A 15,131-nucleotide genomic window follows, 5' to 3' on the forward strand; every position below is an offset into this window, starting at 1 on the left:
CAAAGTGCCCGAGGGAGCCGCACATCTTACAGCAGATTTCGCGACCGTCAACACCCTGCGAAACCTTTTTTCTACCGCTTCCCGCCGCTCCGTTCAGGCCCTAAAGCCGTCCCGTCTGGTGGGCCGCGCATCTTACAGCAGCCTTCGAATCCGTCAACCGTTTTCGATGCCGCTTTCGATCCGCCCCGCCGCGCTCAATCGATGCAGCTCGGCGGGGCGCGCATTGTGCACAGCTCAAGCTGAATAGGGAANAAAGCCGTCCCGTCTGGTGGGCCGCGCATCTTACAGCAGCCTTCGAATCCGTCAACCGTTTTCGATGCCGCTTTCGATCCGCCCCGCCGCGCTCAATCCATGCAGCTCAGCGGGGCGCGCATTGTGCACAGCTCAAGCTGAATAGGGAAGGGGGTCAGCGAAAATAATTCGACTTGACCGCCGCGCCGCGCTGCCCGATGGTCGCCGCACCCTTAGGCAACAAGGAACGCTCGATGTCCAAGCTACGTCTGTTGGCCGCCTGCTGCGGCCTGGCCCTGTCCGGTTGCGCGAGCGGCGCCGACCCCTGGGTGGAGCTGGCCGGGCAGCGCTATACGGTGGAAGTCGCCGACGACGACGAAGAGCGCGCCATGGGCCTGATGTTCCGCGAGGAAATGGCCGACGACCGCGGCATGGTCTTCATCCACGAGCGCCAGGAACCGCAGGCCTATTGGATGAAAAACACCAAGATTCCGCTGGACATCCTGTACTTCGACAGCGACCGCAAGCTGGTGTCGCAGCAGCGCGACGTGCCGCCGTGCTCGGCAGGCAACCAGTGCCCGCCCTACCCCAGCGCCGCGCCGGCGCGCTATGTGCTGGAACTCAACGCCGGCCAGGCGGCCAAGCTGAAATTGCAGGACGGCGCCGTGCTGACCTTCGGGCCCGGTCTGCCCCAGCCCTGAACCGTCTAGGCGCTCAGAGCTCCATCATCTCGAAGTCGTCCTTGGTCACACCGCAGTCCGGACAGGTCCAGGTATCGGGCACGTCCGCCCAGCGGGTGCCCGGGGCGATGCCCTCTTCCGGCAGGCCCTTGGCCTCGTCGTAGATGAAGCCGCAAACGACGCACATCCAGGTGCGGAACACGGTAGCGGCGGCGATCTCGGACATATGGGCGGATAATGGCTGTCTTGCGGGACAAGCATTGTCCCACCCCCGCCGCGCCCACGGAAGCGCCGTCATGCATTCATCCTGGCCGCGCCGCGGCGTCTATGCGATCACCCCCGACGAAGCCGACGACGCGCGCCTGCTGGCGCGGGTCGGCACCGTGCTCGGTGCGGGCGCGGCCTGGCTGCAGTACCGCAACAAGGCCGCCGACGAGGTCGCCCGCGAACGCCAGGCGCGCGCCTTGCTGGCGCTGTGCCGGCAATACCAGGTGCCGCTGATCGTGAACGACGACTGGCGCCTGGCCGCGCGCATCGGTGCCGACGGCGCGCATCTGGGCGAGGACGACGGCGACATCGCGGCCGCGCGCGCCGCTCTGGGCGCGGATGCGATCCTGGGCGTGTCCTGCTACGACCAGGGCGCCCTCGCCCGCGCGGCGGTCGCAGCCGGCGCAGACTACGTCGCGTTCGGCGCGTTCTTTCCGTCGCCGACCAAGCTCAACGCGCGCCGCGCGGCGCCGCAGCTGCTGCGCGACGCGGCGGATTTGAACGTGCCGCGGGTGGCCATCGGCGGCATCACCCCGGACAATGCGCCGGCGCTGGTCGCGGCCGGCGCCGACCTGCTGGCGGTGATCAGCGGCGTGTTCGACGCGCCGGATCCGGCCGCCGCGACGCGCGCTTACCGGGCCTGTTTCGACGCCCCCGATTCCGATTCCGATTCCGTTCCTCTTACCCGAAGACCCCTGCCTGCCCATGAATAACGCCCGTTCGCACGCCCTGTTCACCCGCGCTTCCGAGCTGCTGCCCGGCGGCGTCAATTCGCCGGTGCGCGCGTTCAAATCCGTCGGCGGCGAGCCGTTCTTCGCCCAGCGCGCCGAAGGTGCGTATCTGTACGACGTCGACGGCAACCGTTACGTCGACTACGTCGGGTCATGGGGCCCGATGATCGCCGGCCACGCCCATCCGCAGGTGCTGGACGCGGTTGCGCGCACCATGCGCGACGGCCTGAGCTTCGGCGTGCCCAATGCGCTGGAGGTGACCATGGCCGAGGCGATCACTTCGATCGTGCCCAGCTGCGAGATGGTGCGCATGGTGAATTCGGGCACCGAGGCCACGCTGTCGGCGATCCGGGTGGCGCGCGGCGCGACCGGGCGCACGCGCATCGTCAAGTTCGAGGGCTGCTATCACGGCCACGGCGACAGCTTCCTGGTCAAGGCCGGCAGCGGCGCGCTCACCCTGGGCCTGCCGAATTCGCCGGGCGTGCCCTCGGCGCTGGCCGATCTGACCCTGACCCTGCCCTACAACGATTTCGAGGCGGCGACGCGCTTGTTCGACGATGTCGGCGATCAGATCGCCGGCCTGATCATCGAACCCATCGTCGGCAACGCCAACTGCATCCTGCCGCGCGAGGGTTATCTGCAGCATCTGCGCGCCCTGTGCAGCAATTACGGCGCGCTGCTGATCTTCGACGAGGTGATGACCGGTTTCCGAGTCGCGCTGGGCGGCGCGCAGCAGCGTTACGGCATCAAGCCGGACCTGAGCACCTTCGGCAAGATCATCGGCGGCGGCATGCCGGTGGGCGCCTACGGCGGCCGTCGCGATCTGATGAAGCAGGTCGCGCCCAGCGGCCCGATCTATCAAGCCGGCACCTTGAGCGGCAACCCGGTGGCGATGGCCGCGGGCCTGGCGACGCTGGACCTGATCCGCGCGCCGGGCTTCCACGAGGCGCTGGAACGCGGCACGCACGCGCTGTGCGACGGCCTGGAAGCGGCCGCGCGCGAGGCCGGCGTGGCCTTCCATACCACTCGCGCGCCGGGCATGTTCGGCCTGTATTTCCGCGAAGGGCCGGTGAACAGCTTCGCCGACGCGATGGCCTCGGATACCCAGCGCTTCAACCGCTTCTTCCACGGCATGCTCGAGCGCGGCGTGTACCTGGCGCCGTCGGCGTTCGAGGCCGGCTTCCTGTCCAGCGCGCACGGCGAGGCCGAGATCGCGCACACGCTGGAGGCCGCGCGCGCGAGTTTCGCGGCCTTGTGATACGCGCCCGCCCCGCGTTCGCGGCGGCGACATGCAAGTTCTCAGACACTCGAACTCGCCTCGATTGTTCCGTGATACGCATCCGATTCGGGCGCAAGCGCGCCCGGATCGCCGCAGGTATGCTTGGTCTGGCTACTAGGTTGTGATTTTCGATTCCTCTCGAATGCGAATAACCACAAGGACCAACCATGAAGCCCCACCCGTACCTGCTCGTCGCGCTGCTCAGCGCGGCCTCGATCCATAGCGCGATGGCGGCCCCGCCGCCCGGAACCGACACTCAACCGCGTTTCATTCCCTACGAAGTCCTCGTCAAGTTCAAGCCCGGCGGGGAAAAGTCGGCGCTGGCCGCCGCCTCGGCCGATATCGCACTGGAGCGGCCGTCCCAGCATTTCTGGGTCGCGAAGATCCGCCGCCCGAACGCCGCACGTTCCGACAAGGATGCGGCGAAGGCCGAAACCTTGGCCCTGCTGGCCGAATTGCGCCAGCGCGACGATGTGGAATACGCGCAGCTGAACTATCTGTTCGCTTTCTCCAGCGACCCCCTGTTCGCGGAGCAATGGCACTACCCGGCCATCTCGCTGTCAAACGCATGGGCCGCCTCGGGCAGGGGCAACGCCTCGGTGCGCATCGCCGTACTCGACACGGGCCGCTCGGATCATCCGGATTTGAGCGGCCGCTTCATGGTCGACCAGTACAACATGATCGACGAGTACAACGCCCCAGCGCCTGGTCAGCCCGCTACGGACAATGGAAGCTGGCGCCACGGCACCCATGTGGCCGGCATCGTCGGCGCCACGGTCGACAACAACACAGGCGGCGCTGGGGTCTGTCCGGGTTGCACGCTGATGAACGCGAAGGTCGGCGACAGCGGTACCGGCATCGTCGCTCCGGGCAACGGCCTCGACAACCCGAACACGCTGTGGATCACCAATAGCATCGACTGGGCAACCGACAAAGGCGCGCGCGTCATCAATATGAGCTTCGAGTTTCCCGGCGCCTGCACTCAGGGGTCTTTTCCAGTCCTGCGCGCGGCCATCCGGCGTGCCCGGGACAATGGCGTGACGCTGGTCGCCGCCGCGGGCAACGGGGCTGGCAACGTCGACAACGCGACGCCGGCATCCTGCCCCGACGTGATCTCGGTCGCAGCCATCGATCCCAGCAGCTCCCTCGCGCTCTACAGCAATCGCGGGTCGAACATCGGCATCACCGCTCCCGGCGGCGGCGGCTCGTTCTCGTACGATTCGCAAGGCAACGTCCTACCGACTTCGACGGTCTATGGCGGCATGCTGAGCGTGCTGGGCGTTCCGCTGTGCAACTCCGACCCCGCGAGCGCCTTCAATTCCCAGATCAAGCAACGCGGCGTCGTATCGGCCTGGACCACCTCCCCGGCTAGCGGCAATTCGCATTGCTATCGCTACCTATCGGGCACCTCGATGGCCGCGCCCCACGTATCCGGGACCGTCGGCCTGATGCTGTCGGTCAAGCCGAATCTGCGGCCCGATCAAGTCGGTCGAATCTTGCAGCAATCCGCGACCGCACTCCTGTCTTGCGGCCCCAACTGCGGCCCCGGCCTGCTCAACGTCGCGAACTCAGTGGCATTGGCGGCGACCACCAGCACCGGGCCGTGCAGCGCCGGCAATCCATCCTACCCGTTGAGCTGCAGCATCGAAGGCCACAGCCAGTACGTCAACGGCAGCGGCACGCTGGTGGAATCGGTCTATGCGTACGGTTACCGCTGGCAGTTCGATGCAGCTGGCAATCAAAACGGCGTGGCGAAAAAGCTCAACGCGTTCCCGCACTATAAGGACGGCCCTTGTCAGTACGCGCCGGCCGGCCAGACTTGCACGCTCGATTCGGTGACCGCGCTCGACTATCCGGGGTTCGGCTATATCGAATCGGTGACCGCCTACGGCCGCTATTGGAACTTCGACCAAAACAACAACGCCTTGGGCAACAGCGGATCGCTTTTGACCAGCGTACCTCGCTACGCCAATGGGCCTTGCGCCTACGCAGGCGGCGCGCCTTGCACCTTCGACACGCGCGACATGTTCAATCCGCCGCAATGGGGCGGACTGTACGAATCGATCACCGCTTATGGACGTTATTGGACTTACGACGCAGCCGGCTCGCTGATCGCCAGTAACACGCTGCTGAGCACTCCGCGCTATGCCAACGGTCCCTGTGCCTATCGGCCGGCGGGAACGACTTGCAAGTTCGGTAGTCGCGAGCAGCGGAGCGGCCCGAACGGCATCATCGAAACGGTGACCGCGTACGGCCGCTACTTCGAATGGGACGGAAATGGCAACCCGACCGCGAACAACGGTGTGCCCCTGAACGATATTCCGCGCTTGCACTGATCCGCGGCGCGCCCAGGATCGGCACGAGCGATGGCTGTCGCCATCCGAGGCGGCGCGTCGCAACCGTGTAGCGGCGTAAACGGCCGGCGAATTCGCCGGTCGTTTACGCCCACTCTCGAGCCACATCAGAACACGAACGTCGCGCTCAGTCCGATGTTGCGGCGCGCGCCGAACCAGCAGTCGCCGCGGCCCATGCAGATGCTGAAGTAGCGCTTGTCGGTCAGGTTGTTGACGTTGAGCGCCCAGCGCCAGACGCCGGTGTCGTAGGACAGCATCGCATCGGCCAGGGTCACCGCCGGCGTGGTCGGCGCGGGCAGGCTGTCGAAGGCGCTCATGTAGCGCAGGCCCAGGCCGGCGGCGTAGCCTTCGCGGCCGCCGATGCGGAAGCGCTGCTTGCCCCAGACCGCGGCCTGGTGGCGCGGCGTGGCTTCGAGCTGCCTGTCGTTCTCCAGGTAGTTGTAGTGCGCGGTGATGTCGAACGTTTCGGTCAGCCGGCCGCCGACTTCCAGCTCCACGCCGCTGACCTTGGTCTTGCCCGCCTGGATGTTGGTGTTGGGGTTGCGCGGATCGGGGACCAGGCGATTTTCCTCGCGCAGCTCGTAGGCGGCGGCGCTAAAGCTCAGATCGCGCCCGGCCGGTTCGAACTTCAGGCCGGCTTCGACCTGCTCGCCCTTTTGCGGCGTGTAACGCGCGCCGGTGATGGCGTTGGTGCCGGCCAAGGGAGTGAAGGATTCGCTGTAGCTCAGGTACGGCGACCAGCCGGCCCAATCGTGGAACATCAGGCCCAGGCGCTTGGTGGTGGCGCTGGTGTCTTGGTCGGCGGCGCCGGCCAGCCCGTTGTTGACCCGGTCGTGGCGCAAGCCGGCGACCACGATCCAATGCTCGCCGAACTTCATCTGGTCCTGCAGGTACAGGCCGACCTGACGTTGGCGGGTCTTGACCGGTGCGCCCAACGCCGGCGGCGTATAGGGCGTGTACACCGGATCGAAGATGTCCACCGGCGGCACGTTGCTGTCGAACAACTGGGCCTCGTCCTGCTTGAAGCGCACCGCGTCCAGCCCCAGCAGCATCTGGTGATCGATCGCGCCGGTCCTGAAGCGGCCCTCGACGTGCTGGTCGATGTTCTGCATCCGTACCTGGGTCTTGGCGAACCAGCCTTCGCGCGGCAGCAGGCGTTGTTGCGGATCGATGAAGGGATCGGTCGGATTGAGGAAGGGATTGCCGTAGACGCTGGCGTAATCGACCTTGTTGCGCGCGGCGCGGAAGGATTGGCGGACCGTCCAGTTCTCGTTGAAGCGATGCTCGAACGACCAGCCGGCGGTGCTGCGGTCGGTGTCGTAGTGATCGCCGGGATTGCCGATATAGCGATGCGCGGGCACGCGTCCGTTCGGGTTGGGCGCCAGCAGGCCGCTCCAACCGAAGAACTGCGAAGTGGAACCGGTGCGATCGCGCTGCCAACGCAGTTGCACGGTCAGGGAGGTGTCCTCGTTGGGCTTCCAGGTCAGCGAGGGCGCGAACAGGCGGCGGTCGTCGTCGACGCTATCGACCTGGGTGGCGCTGTCGCGGTACACGCCGACCAGGCGATACAACCAGGTGCCGTCGTCGCTGAGCGGACCGGTGAAATCGGCATTGAGCTGGCGGCGATCGAAACTACCGACCTGCACGCCGATCTCGCGCCGGGTCTGCGCTTGCGGGCGCTTGCTGACCAGGTTGACGATACCGGCGGTGCTGCCCTGCCCGAACAGCATCGAGGCCGGGCCGCGCAGCACTTCGATGCGTTCGAGCATGTAGGGATCGGTGCGCGCGCTGCTGGTGTAGTAGTTGAACGCGTTGCGCAGGCCGTCGAGGTATTCGCTGGGCGAACTGCCGCGGATCAGGGTCCAGTCGCCGCGCGAATCCAGGCCGTAGGCTTCCGAACGCACGCCGGCGGCGTAGTTGAGCGCGTCCTGCACGCTCTGCGCGCCCTGGTCGGTCATGCGTTGCCCGGTCACCACCGTGATCGCCTGCGGCGTTTCCGAGATCGGGGTGTCGGTCTTGGTCGCGCTGCGGGCGCTGTCGGCCTTGTAGCCCTCCACCGCCGCGCCCTCGACGACCACATGGTCCAGCGTGGTGGCCCGATCCGCCGCCGCGTCACCGTCGTCGGGGCTGGAAGAGGTCTGGGCCAGCGCGACGGGCGCGGTCAGGGCGAGCATTAGCGCCACGGCCAAGGGGGCCGGGGTGATACGAGAGCGGGGCATGGGGTCTCCGGCTGTTTATGCAAACGATAATCATTATCGTTTAGTTAAGCAGCGGATGCCAGCCCGGACAGGTACGCGACGAAGGAGGCCGGACCGTGTCGCGTCGTCAGGACGCGGACAGGCGTGCGGCGATGGTGTGTGCGAGCACGCGCAAGGTCGCGTGATCGGTGGGCGCGGGAACTCCGGCTGGGTACACGTCGAGCAAGCCGTCGCCATGACGGCGCGGATGCACATGCAGATGCACATGCGGCACTTCCTGCCCGCCGGCCTCGCCGTTGGACTGCCAGAGGTTGAGGCCGTCGGGCGCGCCGTCGGCGGCCAGGGCCTTGGCGATGCGCACCGCCAGCGTCATCAGGTGCGCGGCGATGGCTTCGTCCAGCGCGTAGATATTGGGCACGTGGGCGCGCGGCACCACCAAGACGTGGCCGGGCACCGCTTGGCGCAGATCCAGGAAGGCGATGGCAATGGCGTCTTCGTGGACGATCGCGGCCGGCGCGGTGCCGGCCACGATCGCGCAGAAGACGCAGTCGCCGTCGCTCATCGTCCGAGCTTGGCGATCAGCGGCCCAGGAACGCCGCCAGCGCGGCGCGCAGGCGCGCCAAACCTTCGCCGATGTCGGCGTCGGAGATGTTCAGCGCCGGCACGAAGCGCAGCACGTCGGGGCCGGCCTGCAGCAGGAGCAGGCCGTGGTCGACGCAGCGGTCGAGGATCTCGCCGGCCTTGCCGGCGTGCTCGGGACGCAGTTGCGCGCCCAGCATCAGGCCGCGGCCGCGCACTTCGGAGAACAACGAGTACTCCTCGTCTAGCGCCGCCAGGGCCGCGCGCAAGGCCTCGGACTGACGCAGCACATTGGCCAGCAGCGCCGGCGACGACAGCTCGCGCAGCGCCGCGTTGGCGACCGCGGCCGCGAGCGGATTGCCGCCGAAGGTGGTGCCGTGAGCGCCGAACTGCATGCTCTGACCGGCGCGCGCGCCGACCAGCATGGCGCCGATCGGGAAGCCGCTGCCCAGCGCCTTGGCCAAGGTGACCACGTCGGGCACTACCTCATAGCCGTGGCAGGCGAACAAGCGGCCCGTGCGGCCCATGCCGCATTGGATTTCGTCGAGGATCAGCAGGGCGTCGTGGCGATCGCACAGCGCGCGCAGGCCGCTCAGGAACTCCGCGGTGGCCGGCGTCACGCCGCCCTCGCCTTGCACCGGCTCGACCAGCACCGCGCAGACCGCGCCGTCGGCCATCGCCGCTTCGGCGGCGGCCAGATCGTTGAAATCGCTGTAGCGGAAGCCCGGCGGCAGCGGCTCGAAGCCCTCGTGGTACTTGGGCTGGGCGGTGGCGGTGACCGCGGCCAGGGTGCGGCCGTGGAAGCTGCCGCGGAAACTCAGGATGGCGCGACGCTCGGGCTCGCGGCCCTGCGCGGTCGCCCACTTGCGCGCGAGCTTGATCGCGGCCTCGTTGGCCTCGGCGCCGGAATTGCAGAAGAACACCCGCTCGGCGAAGCCCGAGGCGCTCACCAGCGCCTCGGCCAGGCGCAGCGGCGGCTCGCTCACGAACACGTTGCTGGTGTGCCAGAGCTTGCCGGCCTGCTCGGTCAGCGCGGCGATCAGCGCCGGATGCGCATGGCCGAGCGCGTTGACGGCGATACCGGCGCCGAAATCCACGTACTCGCGACCGTCGCGGTCCCAGATGCGCGCACCCTGGCCGTGATCGAGCACGATCCGGCGCGGACGGTAGACCGGCAGGTAGTAGCGCTCGGAAAGGGCGAACAGCGATTCGGTGGAGGCGGTCATCGACGCGGGATCGGTTGGGGAGAACGCATATTCTCGCCCAAGTCGGCGGCCGGCGCTGGCGCGCAGGTTCAGTCGAAGCAGTGCGGCACGAAGCGGCTGCTGTTGCGGGTGATGCGGTCGCCGTCCTCGCGCACGCCCAGTCCGGCAGCGACGTCGCCGACCACCCAGGCGCCGAGCACGGCGTGGCCGGCGGCGCTTTGGTACAGCGGCGAATAAGCCTGGTAAACCGTGTCCGGCGCGGCCATCAGCGGGGCGCGTTCGAACATCGCCACGCCCTCGCCTTCGCGGCCCAGGCGCGGCTTGGCGACCAGCGGGCCGTCGATCGCGGCCGGATCGTGCGAGGCCGGCAGCAGGTTGGGATGGCCCGGGAACATGCGCCACAGCAGCGGCAGCAGGGCCTTGTTCGACAGCAACTGCTTCCAGGCCGGCTCGATCCAGCGCGTCGGCGCCGCCGGCAGGTGTTCGGCGAAAGGCTCGTCCAGCAACCATTCCCAGGGATAAAGCTTGAACAGCTGCGCGATCGGGCGGTCGTCGAGATCGACGTAGTTCGAATCGAGCCAGCCGATCTCGGCGATGTCCAGCGATTGGGTCGCGTAGCCGGCCTGGGCGCAGGTCTCGCGCAGGTACTCGACGGTCGCGCGGTCTTCCGGCGCCTCCAGGCAGCCGGCAAAATGCACCTGCGCGCCGGCGGGCAGCACCTGCGACCAGCGCTCGACCAGGCGCTCGTGGATCAGATTGAACTGATCGGCGCCGGCGGCGGTGTCTTCCAGCCAATACCACTGCACCACCGCGGCCTCGAACAGCGAGGTCGGGGTATCGGCGTTGTATTCGAGCAGTTTGGGCTCGCCATAGCCGTCGTAGGCCAGATCGAAGCGGCCGTACAGCGCCGGCTCCTTGGCGCGCCAGGAGCGCTCGGCCAGTTCGGCGGCGCGCGCGCTCAAGCCCAACACGGCGTAATCGCCGCGTTCGACGACGTGAGCCACGGCTTGCAGGCACAGTTGGTGCAACTCGCCGGTCGCGGCTTCGATGCGGTCGATCTGGTCTTCGCGAAAGCGGTAGCAGGCGTCGTCGACCCAGTAGGCGCCGTCAAGGCTGTGGAAGTCGAAGCCCAGCGCCTCCACCCGCGCGCGCCAGTCCGGCCGCGGCGCGCAACGCTCGCGGCGCATCAGGAACGGACCGAGTGCGCGGCGCCGGTGCGGCCGAAACCGCCGCGGTAACCGCGTTCGACCGTCGGCGCGCGGTATTCGGGGTCGCTGCGCAAGCCGGCGCTATTGCCGTAGCTACCGTAGCCGCCGTAGTAGCCGCGATGGTGGCGGCAGCGGTTGCCGGCTTGCTCGTCGCGTGGGTCCTGCGCCTTCTGCGGGTACCAGGGCCCGTACCAACGCCCGTTCTCGTAGACGCAGCGATCGTTGTAATCGCATTCGCAGCTGTAGCGATCGGCGTAGCCGCCGCGCTGCATCGGCTCGGCGGTGAGATCGCGCACGACCGGGTAGCCGATCAAACTAGCCGCGCCCAGCCACAGCAAGGGCACCGTATAGGAGCGCTTGCGCTTGAGCGGACCGGGGCGCGTGATCGTGGGCGTGTATTGCGAGGGACTGCGCTTCTTCGCCATCGTCAGTAAGTCATCGCCGCGGCGTTGATCAGGCCCACGCCCAAGTGCAGGGCGGCGGACAGCACCGCGGCGGCCTGCTCGCCGCGCTCGATGCGCGCGGGAAATCCGGGCAAAAGCCAGCGTGTCAGCGCGTGCGCGACGGCTTGCGCCAGCATCGCGATCGCGCCCCACACGGCCAGATCGATCAGGCTGAGACTGTGTGCCATCGCGCTGGCCAGCGGCAGGCAGAAACCCAGCAGGGCGCCGGCCAGGGCGGTGCTAGCGGCGAGGTTGCCATCGCGGATCAACTGCAACTCGCGATACGGCGTGAACTGGATATACGCGGCAAGAAACAAGGCGACGAACCCCAGCCCCACCGCGAAATAACCGGCGAACGCCGGCACACCCTGTAAGTACGACATCCCCACCTCCGACCGAAAAGCCCGCAGACCTTAGCCCGGCCGCGCAGGGGCGACAAGGCGGAATGCGGCAGGACGCACTGTGCGCTGCGTCATGCGGTGAACCGGGGGTCGCGCGCAGAATCGGCAGACCACTCCAGGGACCCCACGCTCATGACCCAGCCGCGCCGCTCGTCGTTCGCCTGTCTGTTGTCCGCCCTGCTCGCCGCCGGCTCCGCCGCCGCGGCGCCGCCCAATGCGCCCGCGCCCAAGATCTCGATCACCGAGACCGCCGCGTTCGACGCCGCCTCGGTACCCGCCTACACCGGCGACTACGCCGACATCTACGCCTATCTCGAACAGCACCGTGCGCAGGATCTGGAACAGCTGCAGCGCTGGGTACGGCAGCCGTCGATCAGCGCGCAGAACCAGGGCATCCAGGAAATGGCCGAGCTGCTGCGCGCCGACCTGCAGGGCCTGGGCTTCCGCGACACCGCGCTGGTGCCGACCTCCGGGCATCCTGGCGTCTACGGCTACTACGACGCCGGTGCCGAGCACACGCTGGTCGTCTACATGATGTACGACGTGCAGCCGATCGAGCCCACCGGCTGGAAGGTCGACGCCTTCAAGGGCGAGCTGGTCGACGAGCCCGGCCTGGGCAAGGTGTTGATGGCGCGCGGCGCGACCAATCAGAAAGGCCCGCAGCGCGCGTTTCTCAATGCGCTGGCGGCGATGATCAAGGTGCGCGGCAAGCCGCCGGTGAACCTGATCGTGCTGGCCGAGGGCGAGGAAGAGCTGGGCTCGCCGCACTATCCGGAAGTGGTGGCCAAGTACGAAGCGCAACTGCGCAAGGCCGACGGGGTGTTCTTCCCGATGAACACCCAGGGCCGCGACGGCGAGCCCAGCATGTTCCTGGGCGTGAAGGGCATCCTGTATTTCGAGCTGGAAGCGCGCGGCAACGCCAAGACCGGCGGTTCGCAGAAGAGCGAGGTGCACGGCTCGATGGCGGCGACCCTGGATTCGCCGACCTGGCGCCTGGTGCAGGCGCTGTCGACCCTGACCACGCCCGAGGGCGAGATCGCGGTGCCGGGCTATCGCGACGCGATCCGTCCGCCCAACGCCGAGGAACAGCGCCTGTACAACGGCCTGATCCGCGACCGCGAACAGGACGCGGCCAAGACCCTGGAGGTGCTGGGCGCGACGCGCTGGAAGAATGGGCGCAGCGTGCGCGAGGCGGTGGCGTCGGAATTGTTCGACACCACCCTCAACATCGACGGTCTGGTCGCGGGCTACACCGGCGAAGGCGTCAAGACCATCCTGCCGCACCGCGCGGTGGCCAAGGTCGATTCGCGGCTGGTGCCCAACCAGACCCCGGAGCAGGCGCTGGGCCTGATCCGCAAGCAGCTCGACGCGCAGGGCTTCGACGACATCGTGGTGCGCCAGCTGTCCGGCTATCCGCCGGCGCAGACCTCGGTGGACGCACCGTTGTCGCGCGCGGCGATCGGTACCTACCGCAAGTACGGCTTCACCCCCACCATCGCGCCGCGCCTGGCCGGCAGCGCGCCCTACTACGTGTTCACCCAGACCCTGGGCCTGCCGATGATCGCCGGCGGCCTCGGCCACGGCAGCGGCGCGCACGCGCCCAACGAGTACATGGTGGTCGAACCGCAGGCCGGATCGAAGATCGCCGGGCTGGCGCAGGCCGAGCGCTTCTATGTCGATCTGATGTATGCGCTGTCGGATTCGCTGAAGGCGACGGCGAAGAAGTAAGGCGGCGATGCGGTGGGCGCGGCGATGGGCCGCGCTCACCCTGCTGTCGTCGCTTGCGCGGGCGCGTGGCGATGCGACGCGATGCGGTTCGCTGCGCTCACCGCATCCTACGGAGGCGATGGCGGATGCGCGCGCGGACTCAGCGCGGGGGCTGGTGCGCGCGGTCGGAGTCCAGGAACAGGTCCGGCAGCAGAGGCTGGGTCGGATCGACTGCGTAGGGCGCGAAGTCGGTGACGCCTTGCGCGGCCAGCACTTCGTCGTCGATCAGGAAGTGGCCGTGGTAGCCCTGCGCCGGCCGCGTCAGCACCGCCTGCGCGGCGTCGGCGACGATTTCGGGCCTACGGCAGCGTTCGGCCTGCACGCCCGGAATCATGTTGATCGCATCGGTGGCGATCACCGTGCGCGGCCACAGCGCGTTGACCGCCACGCCCTGTGGCCCGAACTCGGCGGCCAGGCCCAGGGTGACGAAACTCATGCCCATCTTGGCCAGGGTGTAGCCGGTGTGCGGCGCCCACCACTTGGGATCGAGGTTCGGCGGCGGCGCCAGGGTCAGGATATGCGGGTTGGGCGCCTTCAACAGATGCGGCAGGCAGGCCTGCGCGCACAGGAAGCTGCCGCGCGCGTTGACCTGCTGCATCAGGTCGAAGCGCTTCATCGGCGTGTCCAGGGTGCCGCGCAGCCAGATCGCGCTGGCGTTGTTGACCAGGATGTCGAGGCCGCCGAACGCGTCGACGGTGGCCGCGACCGCGGCGTGGACCTCGTCCTCCTCGCGGATGTCGCACTTGAGCGCGAGCGCGCGGCCGCCGGCGGCCTCGATCTCGGCGGCGACGCTGTGAATGGTGCCGGGCAGCTTGGGATTGGCGACGTCGGACTTGGCCGCGATCGCGATGTTGGCGCCGTCGCGCGCGGCGCGCAGTGCGATCGCGCGACCGATGCCGCGCGAGGCGCCGGTAATGAAGAGGGTCTTGCCGGAGAGGCTGGTCATGGTGGAAGGCCGGAATTAGGGATCAGAGGTTAGGGATTCGCAAGCATCCGCAAGCCCACATCCTAATCCCTAATCCCAACCCCCTAATCCCTGCCGTCAAGGCTTGGGCCCCTGCCCTTCGTTGTCCTCCCAATGCAGGATGCGCCGGGTCACGAAGCGGTATACCGGTTTGCCGGTCGCGAACCAGGCCTGGCGCAGCCAGGAGGGCCGCTTGAGCAGGCGCCGCTCGATCGGCGTCAAAGCCTGCGGGCAGTAAGTGCGCTTGTGCTTGAGCAGATGGCGCAGGTCTTCGCGCGCGAGCAGGCGCAGCCAGCGCGCGCGCGGGCGCCCGCGCACCGCCAGTTGGAAGTCGATCACCGCCGGCGCGCCGTCGGCCAGCACCAGCCAGTTGGCCTCCTTGGCCAGATCGTTGTGGGCGATGCCGCTGCGATGCAGTTGCTGCAGCAGGCGGCGCGCGCGCCGGAAGTAGGCGACATCGCCGTGCGGCGGGCGCTGGTACATGGCGGCGCCGTCGAGATAGCTGCGGTCGAGCCGGCGCCCGTCCCAGCGCAACAGCTGCGGCGCGGCCAGGCCGTGCACGCGGCGCAGCGCCAGGGCCTCGCGCCGCGCCAGCCACCAGGCTGGCAAACGCAGCCACAGCGGCACGTGGGCGAGGTCGCGGCGCACGAACAGGCCGTCGCCGTCGCGCATCAGCGCGATGCGACCGAAGCTGTCGGCCTTGAGCGCGGCGACTTCCACGGCCGGGATTGGGGATGGAGGATTCGGGATTGGCAAAGGCGGAGGGCGCTGTGTCGAAGGTCCGGGGCAGGCTGAGGCCAGTGTACCGACGCGCCGCGGCGGCG

The 15,131-nt window shown here is 68.2% G+C and carries 14 protein-coding genes; 5 read left to right on the plus strand and 9 right to left on the minus strand.

Annotated elements, in window-relative coordinates:
* Positions 1-485 precede the first annotated feature (485 nt).
* Positions 486-932 carry a DUF192 domain-containing protein gene (locus ASE43_RS13530; RefSeq protein ID WP_057161132.1) on the plus strand — a complete coding sequence of 149 codons (447 nt, stop codon included), beginning with the start codon at positions 486-488 and terminating at the stop codon, positions 930-932.
* Positions 933-945: 13 nt separating this feature from the next.
* On the opposite strand, the gene ASE43_RS13535 is transcribed toward ASE43_RS13530, so the two are convergent.
* Positions 946-1,137 (minus strand): rubredoxin, encoded by a 192-nt coding sequence (locus ASE43_RS13535; RefSeq protein ID WP_056180017.1) that lies wholly within the window; start codon positions 1,135-1,137, stop codon positions 946-948.
* 70 nt (positions 1,138-1,207) lie between these two features.
* On the opposite strand from ASE43_RS13535, the gene thiE reads away from it, so the two are divergent.
* From thiE to ASE43_RS13550, 3 genes are all read left to right on the plus strand, one after another.
* Positions 1,208-1,891, plus strand: coding sequence for a thiamine phosphate synthase (gene thiE / locus ASE43_RS13540; RefSeq protein ID WP_057160851.1), 684 nt, complete (start codon positions 1,208-1,210; stop codon positions 1,889-1,891).
* Positions 1,884-3,167, plus strand: coding sequence for a glutamate-1-semialdehyde 2,1-aminomutase (hemL, locus tag ASE43_RS13545; protein WP_057160852.1), 1,284 nt, complete (start codon positions 1,884-1,886; stop codon positions 3,165-3,167). Before thiE ends, hemL begins: the two co-directional genes overlap by 8 nt.
* 188 nt (positions 3,168-3,355) lie before the next feature.
* The gene (locus tag ASE43_RS13550; protein WP_057160853.1) at positions 3,356-5,524 is read left to right on the plus strand and encodes a S8 family serine peptidase; all 2,169 of its coding nucleotides are present in this window, start codon (positions 3,356-3,358) and stop codon (positions 5,522-5,524) included.
* 125 nt (positions 5,525-5,649) lie between these two features.
* On the opposite strand, the gene ASE43_RS13555 is transcribed toward ASE43_RS13550, so the two are convergent.
* The 6 genes from ASE43_RS13555 to ASE43_RS13580 form a co-directional block, all read right to left on the minus strand.
* Entirely contained in the window at positions 5,650-7,761 is a 2,112-nt protein-coding gene (locus ASE43_RS13555) for a TonB-dependent siderophore receptor (RefSeq protein WP_057160854.1), read from the minus strand.
* Positions 7,762-7,867: 106 nt separating this feature from the next.
* A complete protein-coding gene (locus ASE43_RS13560) occupies positions 7,868-8,302 on the minus strand; it encodes an HIT family protein (RefSeq protein ID WP_057160855.1) in 435 nt (144 codons plus the stop codon).
* A 16-nt stretch (positions 8,303-8,318) separates the two neighbouring features.
* Positions 8,319-9,545 carry an acetylornithine/succinyldiaminopimelate transaminase gene (locus ASE43_RS13565; protein ID WP_056180032.1) on the minus strand — a complete coding sequence of 409 codons (1,227 nt, stop codon included), beginning with the start codon at positions 9,543-9,545 and terminating at the stop codon, positions 8,319-8,321.
* 68 nt (positions 9,546-9,613) lie between these two features.
* On the minus strand, positions 9,614-10,711 hold the full coding sequence (locus ASE43_RS13570) for a glutathionylspermidine synthase family protein (RefSeq protein WP_057160856.1): 1,098 nt from the start codon (positions 10,709-10,711) through the stop codon (positions 9,614-9,616).
* Positions 10,711-11,157: a hypothetical protein gene (locus ASE43_RS13575; protein ID WP_057160857.1), complete on the minus strand. Its 447-nt coding sequence runs from the start codon at positions 11,155-11,157 to the stop codon at positions 10,711-10,713. The genes ASE43_RS13570 and ASE43_RS13575 overlap by 1 nt, the downstream gene beginning before the upstream one ends.
* Positions 11,158-11,159: 2 nt before the next feature.
* Positions 11,160-11,558 carry a DUF350 domain-containing protein gene (locus tag ASE43_RS13580; RefSeq protein ID WP_057160858.1) on the minus strand — a complete coding sequence of 133 codons (399 nt, stop codon included), beginning with the start codon at positions 11,556-11,558 and terminating at the stop codon, positions 11,160-11,162.
* Positions 11,559-11,708: 150 nt separating this feature from the next.
* On the opposite strand from ASE43_RS13580, the gene ASE43_RS13585 reads away from it, so the two are divergent.
* On the plus strand, positions 11,709-13,304 hold the full coding sequence (locus ASE43_RS13585) for a M20/M25/M40 family metallo-hydrolase (protein WP_082607285.1): 1,596 nt from the start codon (positions 11,709-11,711) through the stop codon (positions 13,302-13,304).
* 139 nt (positions 13,305-13,443) lie between these two features.
* Here the strand turns inward: ASE43_RS13585 and ASE43_RS13590 are convergent, their stop codons facing one another.
* Complete coding sequence (locus ASE43_RS13590; RefSeq protein ID WP_056180044.1) at positions 13,444-14,289, minus strand: NAD(P)-dependent oxidoreductase; 846 nt, start codon at positions 14,287-14,289, stop codon at positions 13,444-13,446.
* Positions 14,290-14,385: 96 nt separating this feature from the next.
* The gene (locus ASE43_RS13595) at positions 14,386-15,027 is read right to left on the minus strand and encodes a serine/threonine protein kinase (RefSeq protein ID WP_235567240.1); all 642 of its coding nucleotides are present in this window, start codon (positions 15,025-15,027) and stop codon (positions 14,386-14,388) included.
* Between the last annotated feature and the right edge of the window lie 104 nt (positions 15,028-15,131).

The organism is Lysobacter sp. Root983, from assembly GCF_001429345.1.
Classification (GTDB): Bacteria; Pseudomonadota; Gammaproteobacteria; order Xanthomonadales; family Xanthomonadaceae; genus Lysobacter.

Coding starts and splice junctions, on each gene's coding strand:
- ASE43_RS13530 (WP_057161132.1), top strand. CDS start 486: ATGTCCAAGCTACGTCTGTTGGCCGCCTGCTGCGGCCTGGCCCTGTCC.
- ASE43_RS13535 (WP_056180017.1), bottom strand. CDS start 1,137: ATGTCCGAGATCGCCGCCGCTACCGTGTTCCGCACCTGGATGTGCGTC.
- thiE (WP_057160851.1), top strand. CDS start 1,208: ATGCATTCATCCTGGCCGCGCCGCGGCGTCTATGCGATCACCCCCGAC.
- hemL (WP_057160852.1), top strand. CDS start 1,884: ATGAATAACGCCCGTTCGCACGCCCTGTTCACCCGCGCTTCCGAGCTG.
- ASE43_RS13550 (WP_057160853.1), top strand. CDS start 3,356: ATGAAGCCCCACCCGTACCTGCTCGTCGCGCTGCTCAGCGCGGCCTCG.
- ASE43_RS13555 (WP_057160854.1), bottom strand. CDS start 7,761: ATGCCCCGCTCTCGTATCACCCCGGCCCCCTTGGCCGTGGCGCTAATG.
- ASE43_RS13560 (WP_057160855.1), bottom strand. CDS start 8,302: ATGAGCGACGGCGACTGCGTCTTCTGCGCGATCGTGGCCGGCACCGCG.
- ASE43_RS13565 (WP_056180032.1), bottom strand. CDS start 9,545: ATGACCGCCTCCACCGAATCGCTGTTCGCCCTTTCCGAGCGCTACTAC.
- ASE43_RS13570 (WP_057160856.1), bottom strand. CDS start 10,711: ATGCGCCGCGAGCGTTGCGCGCCGCGGCCGGACTGGCGCGCGCGGGTG.
- ASE43_RS13575 (WP_057160857.1), bottom strand. CDS start 11,157: ATGGCGAAGAAGCGCAGTCCCTCGCAATACACGCCCACGATCACGCGC.
- ASE43_RS13580 (WP_057160858.1), bottom strand. CDS start 11,558: ATGTCGTACTTACAGGGTGTGCCGGCGTTCGCCGGTTATTTCGCGGTG.
- ASE43_RS13585 (WP_082607285.1), top strand. CDS start 11,709: ATGACCCAGCCGCGCCGCTCGTCGTTCGCCTGTCTGTTGTCCGCCCTG.
- ASE43_RS13590 (WP_056180044.1), bottom strand. CDS start 14,289: ATGACCAGCCTCTCCGGCAAGACCCTCTTCATTACCGGCGCCTCGCGC.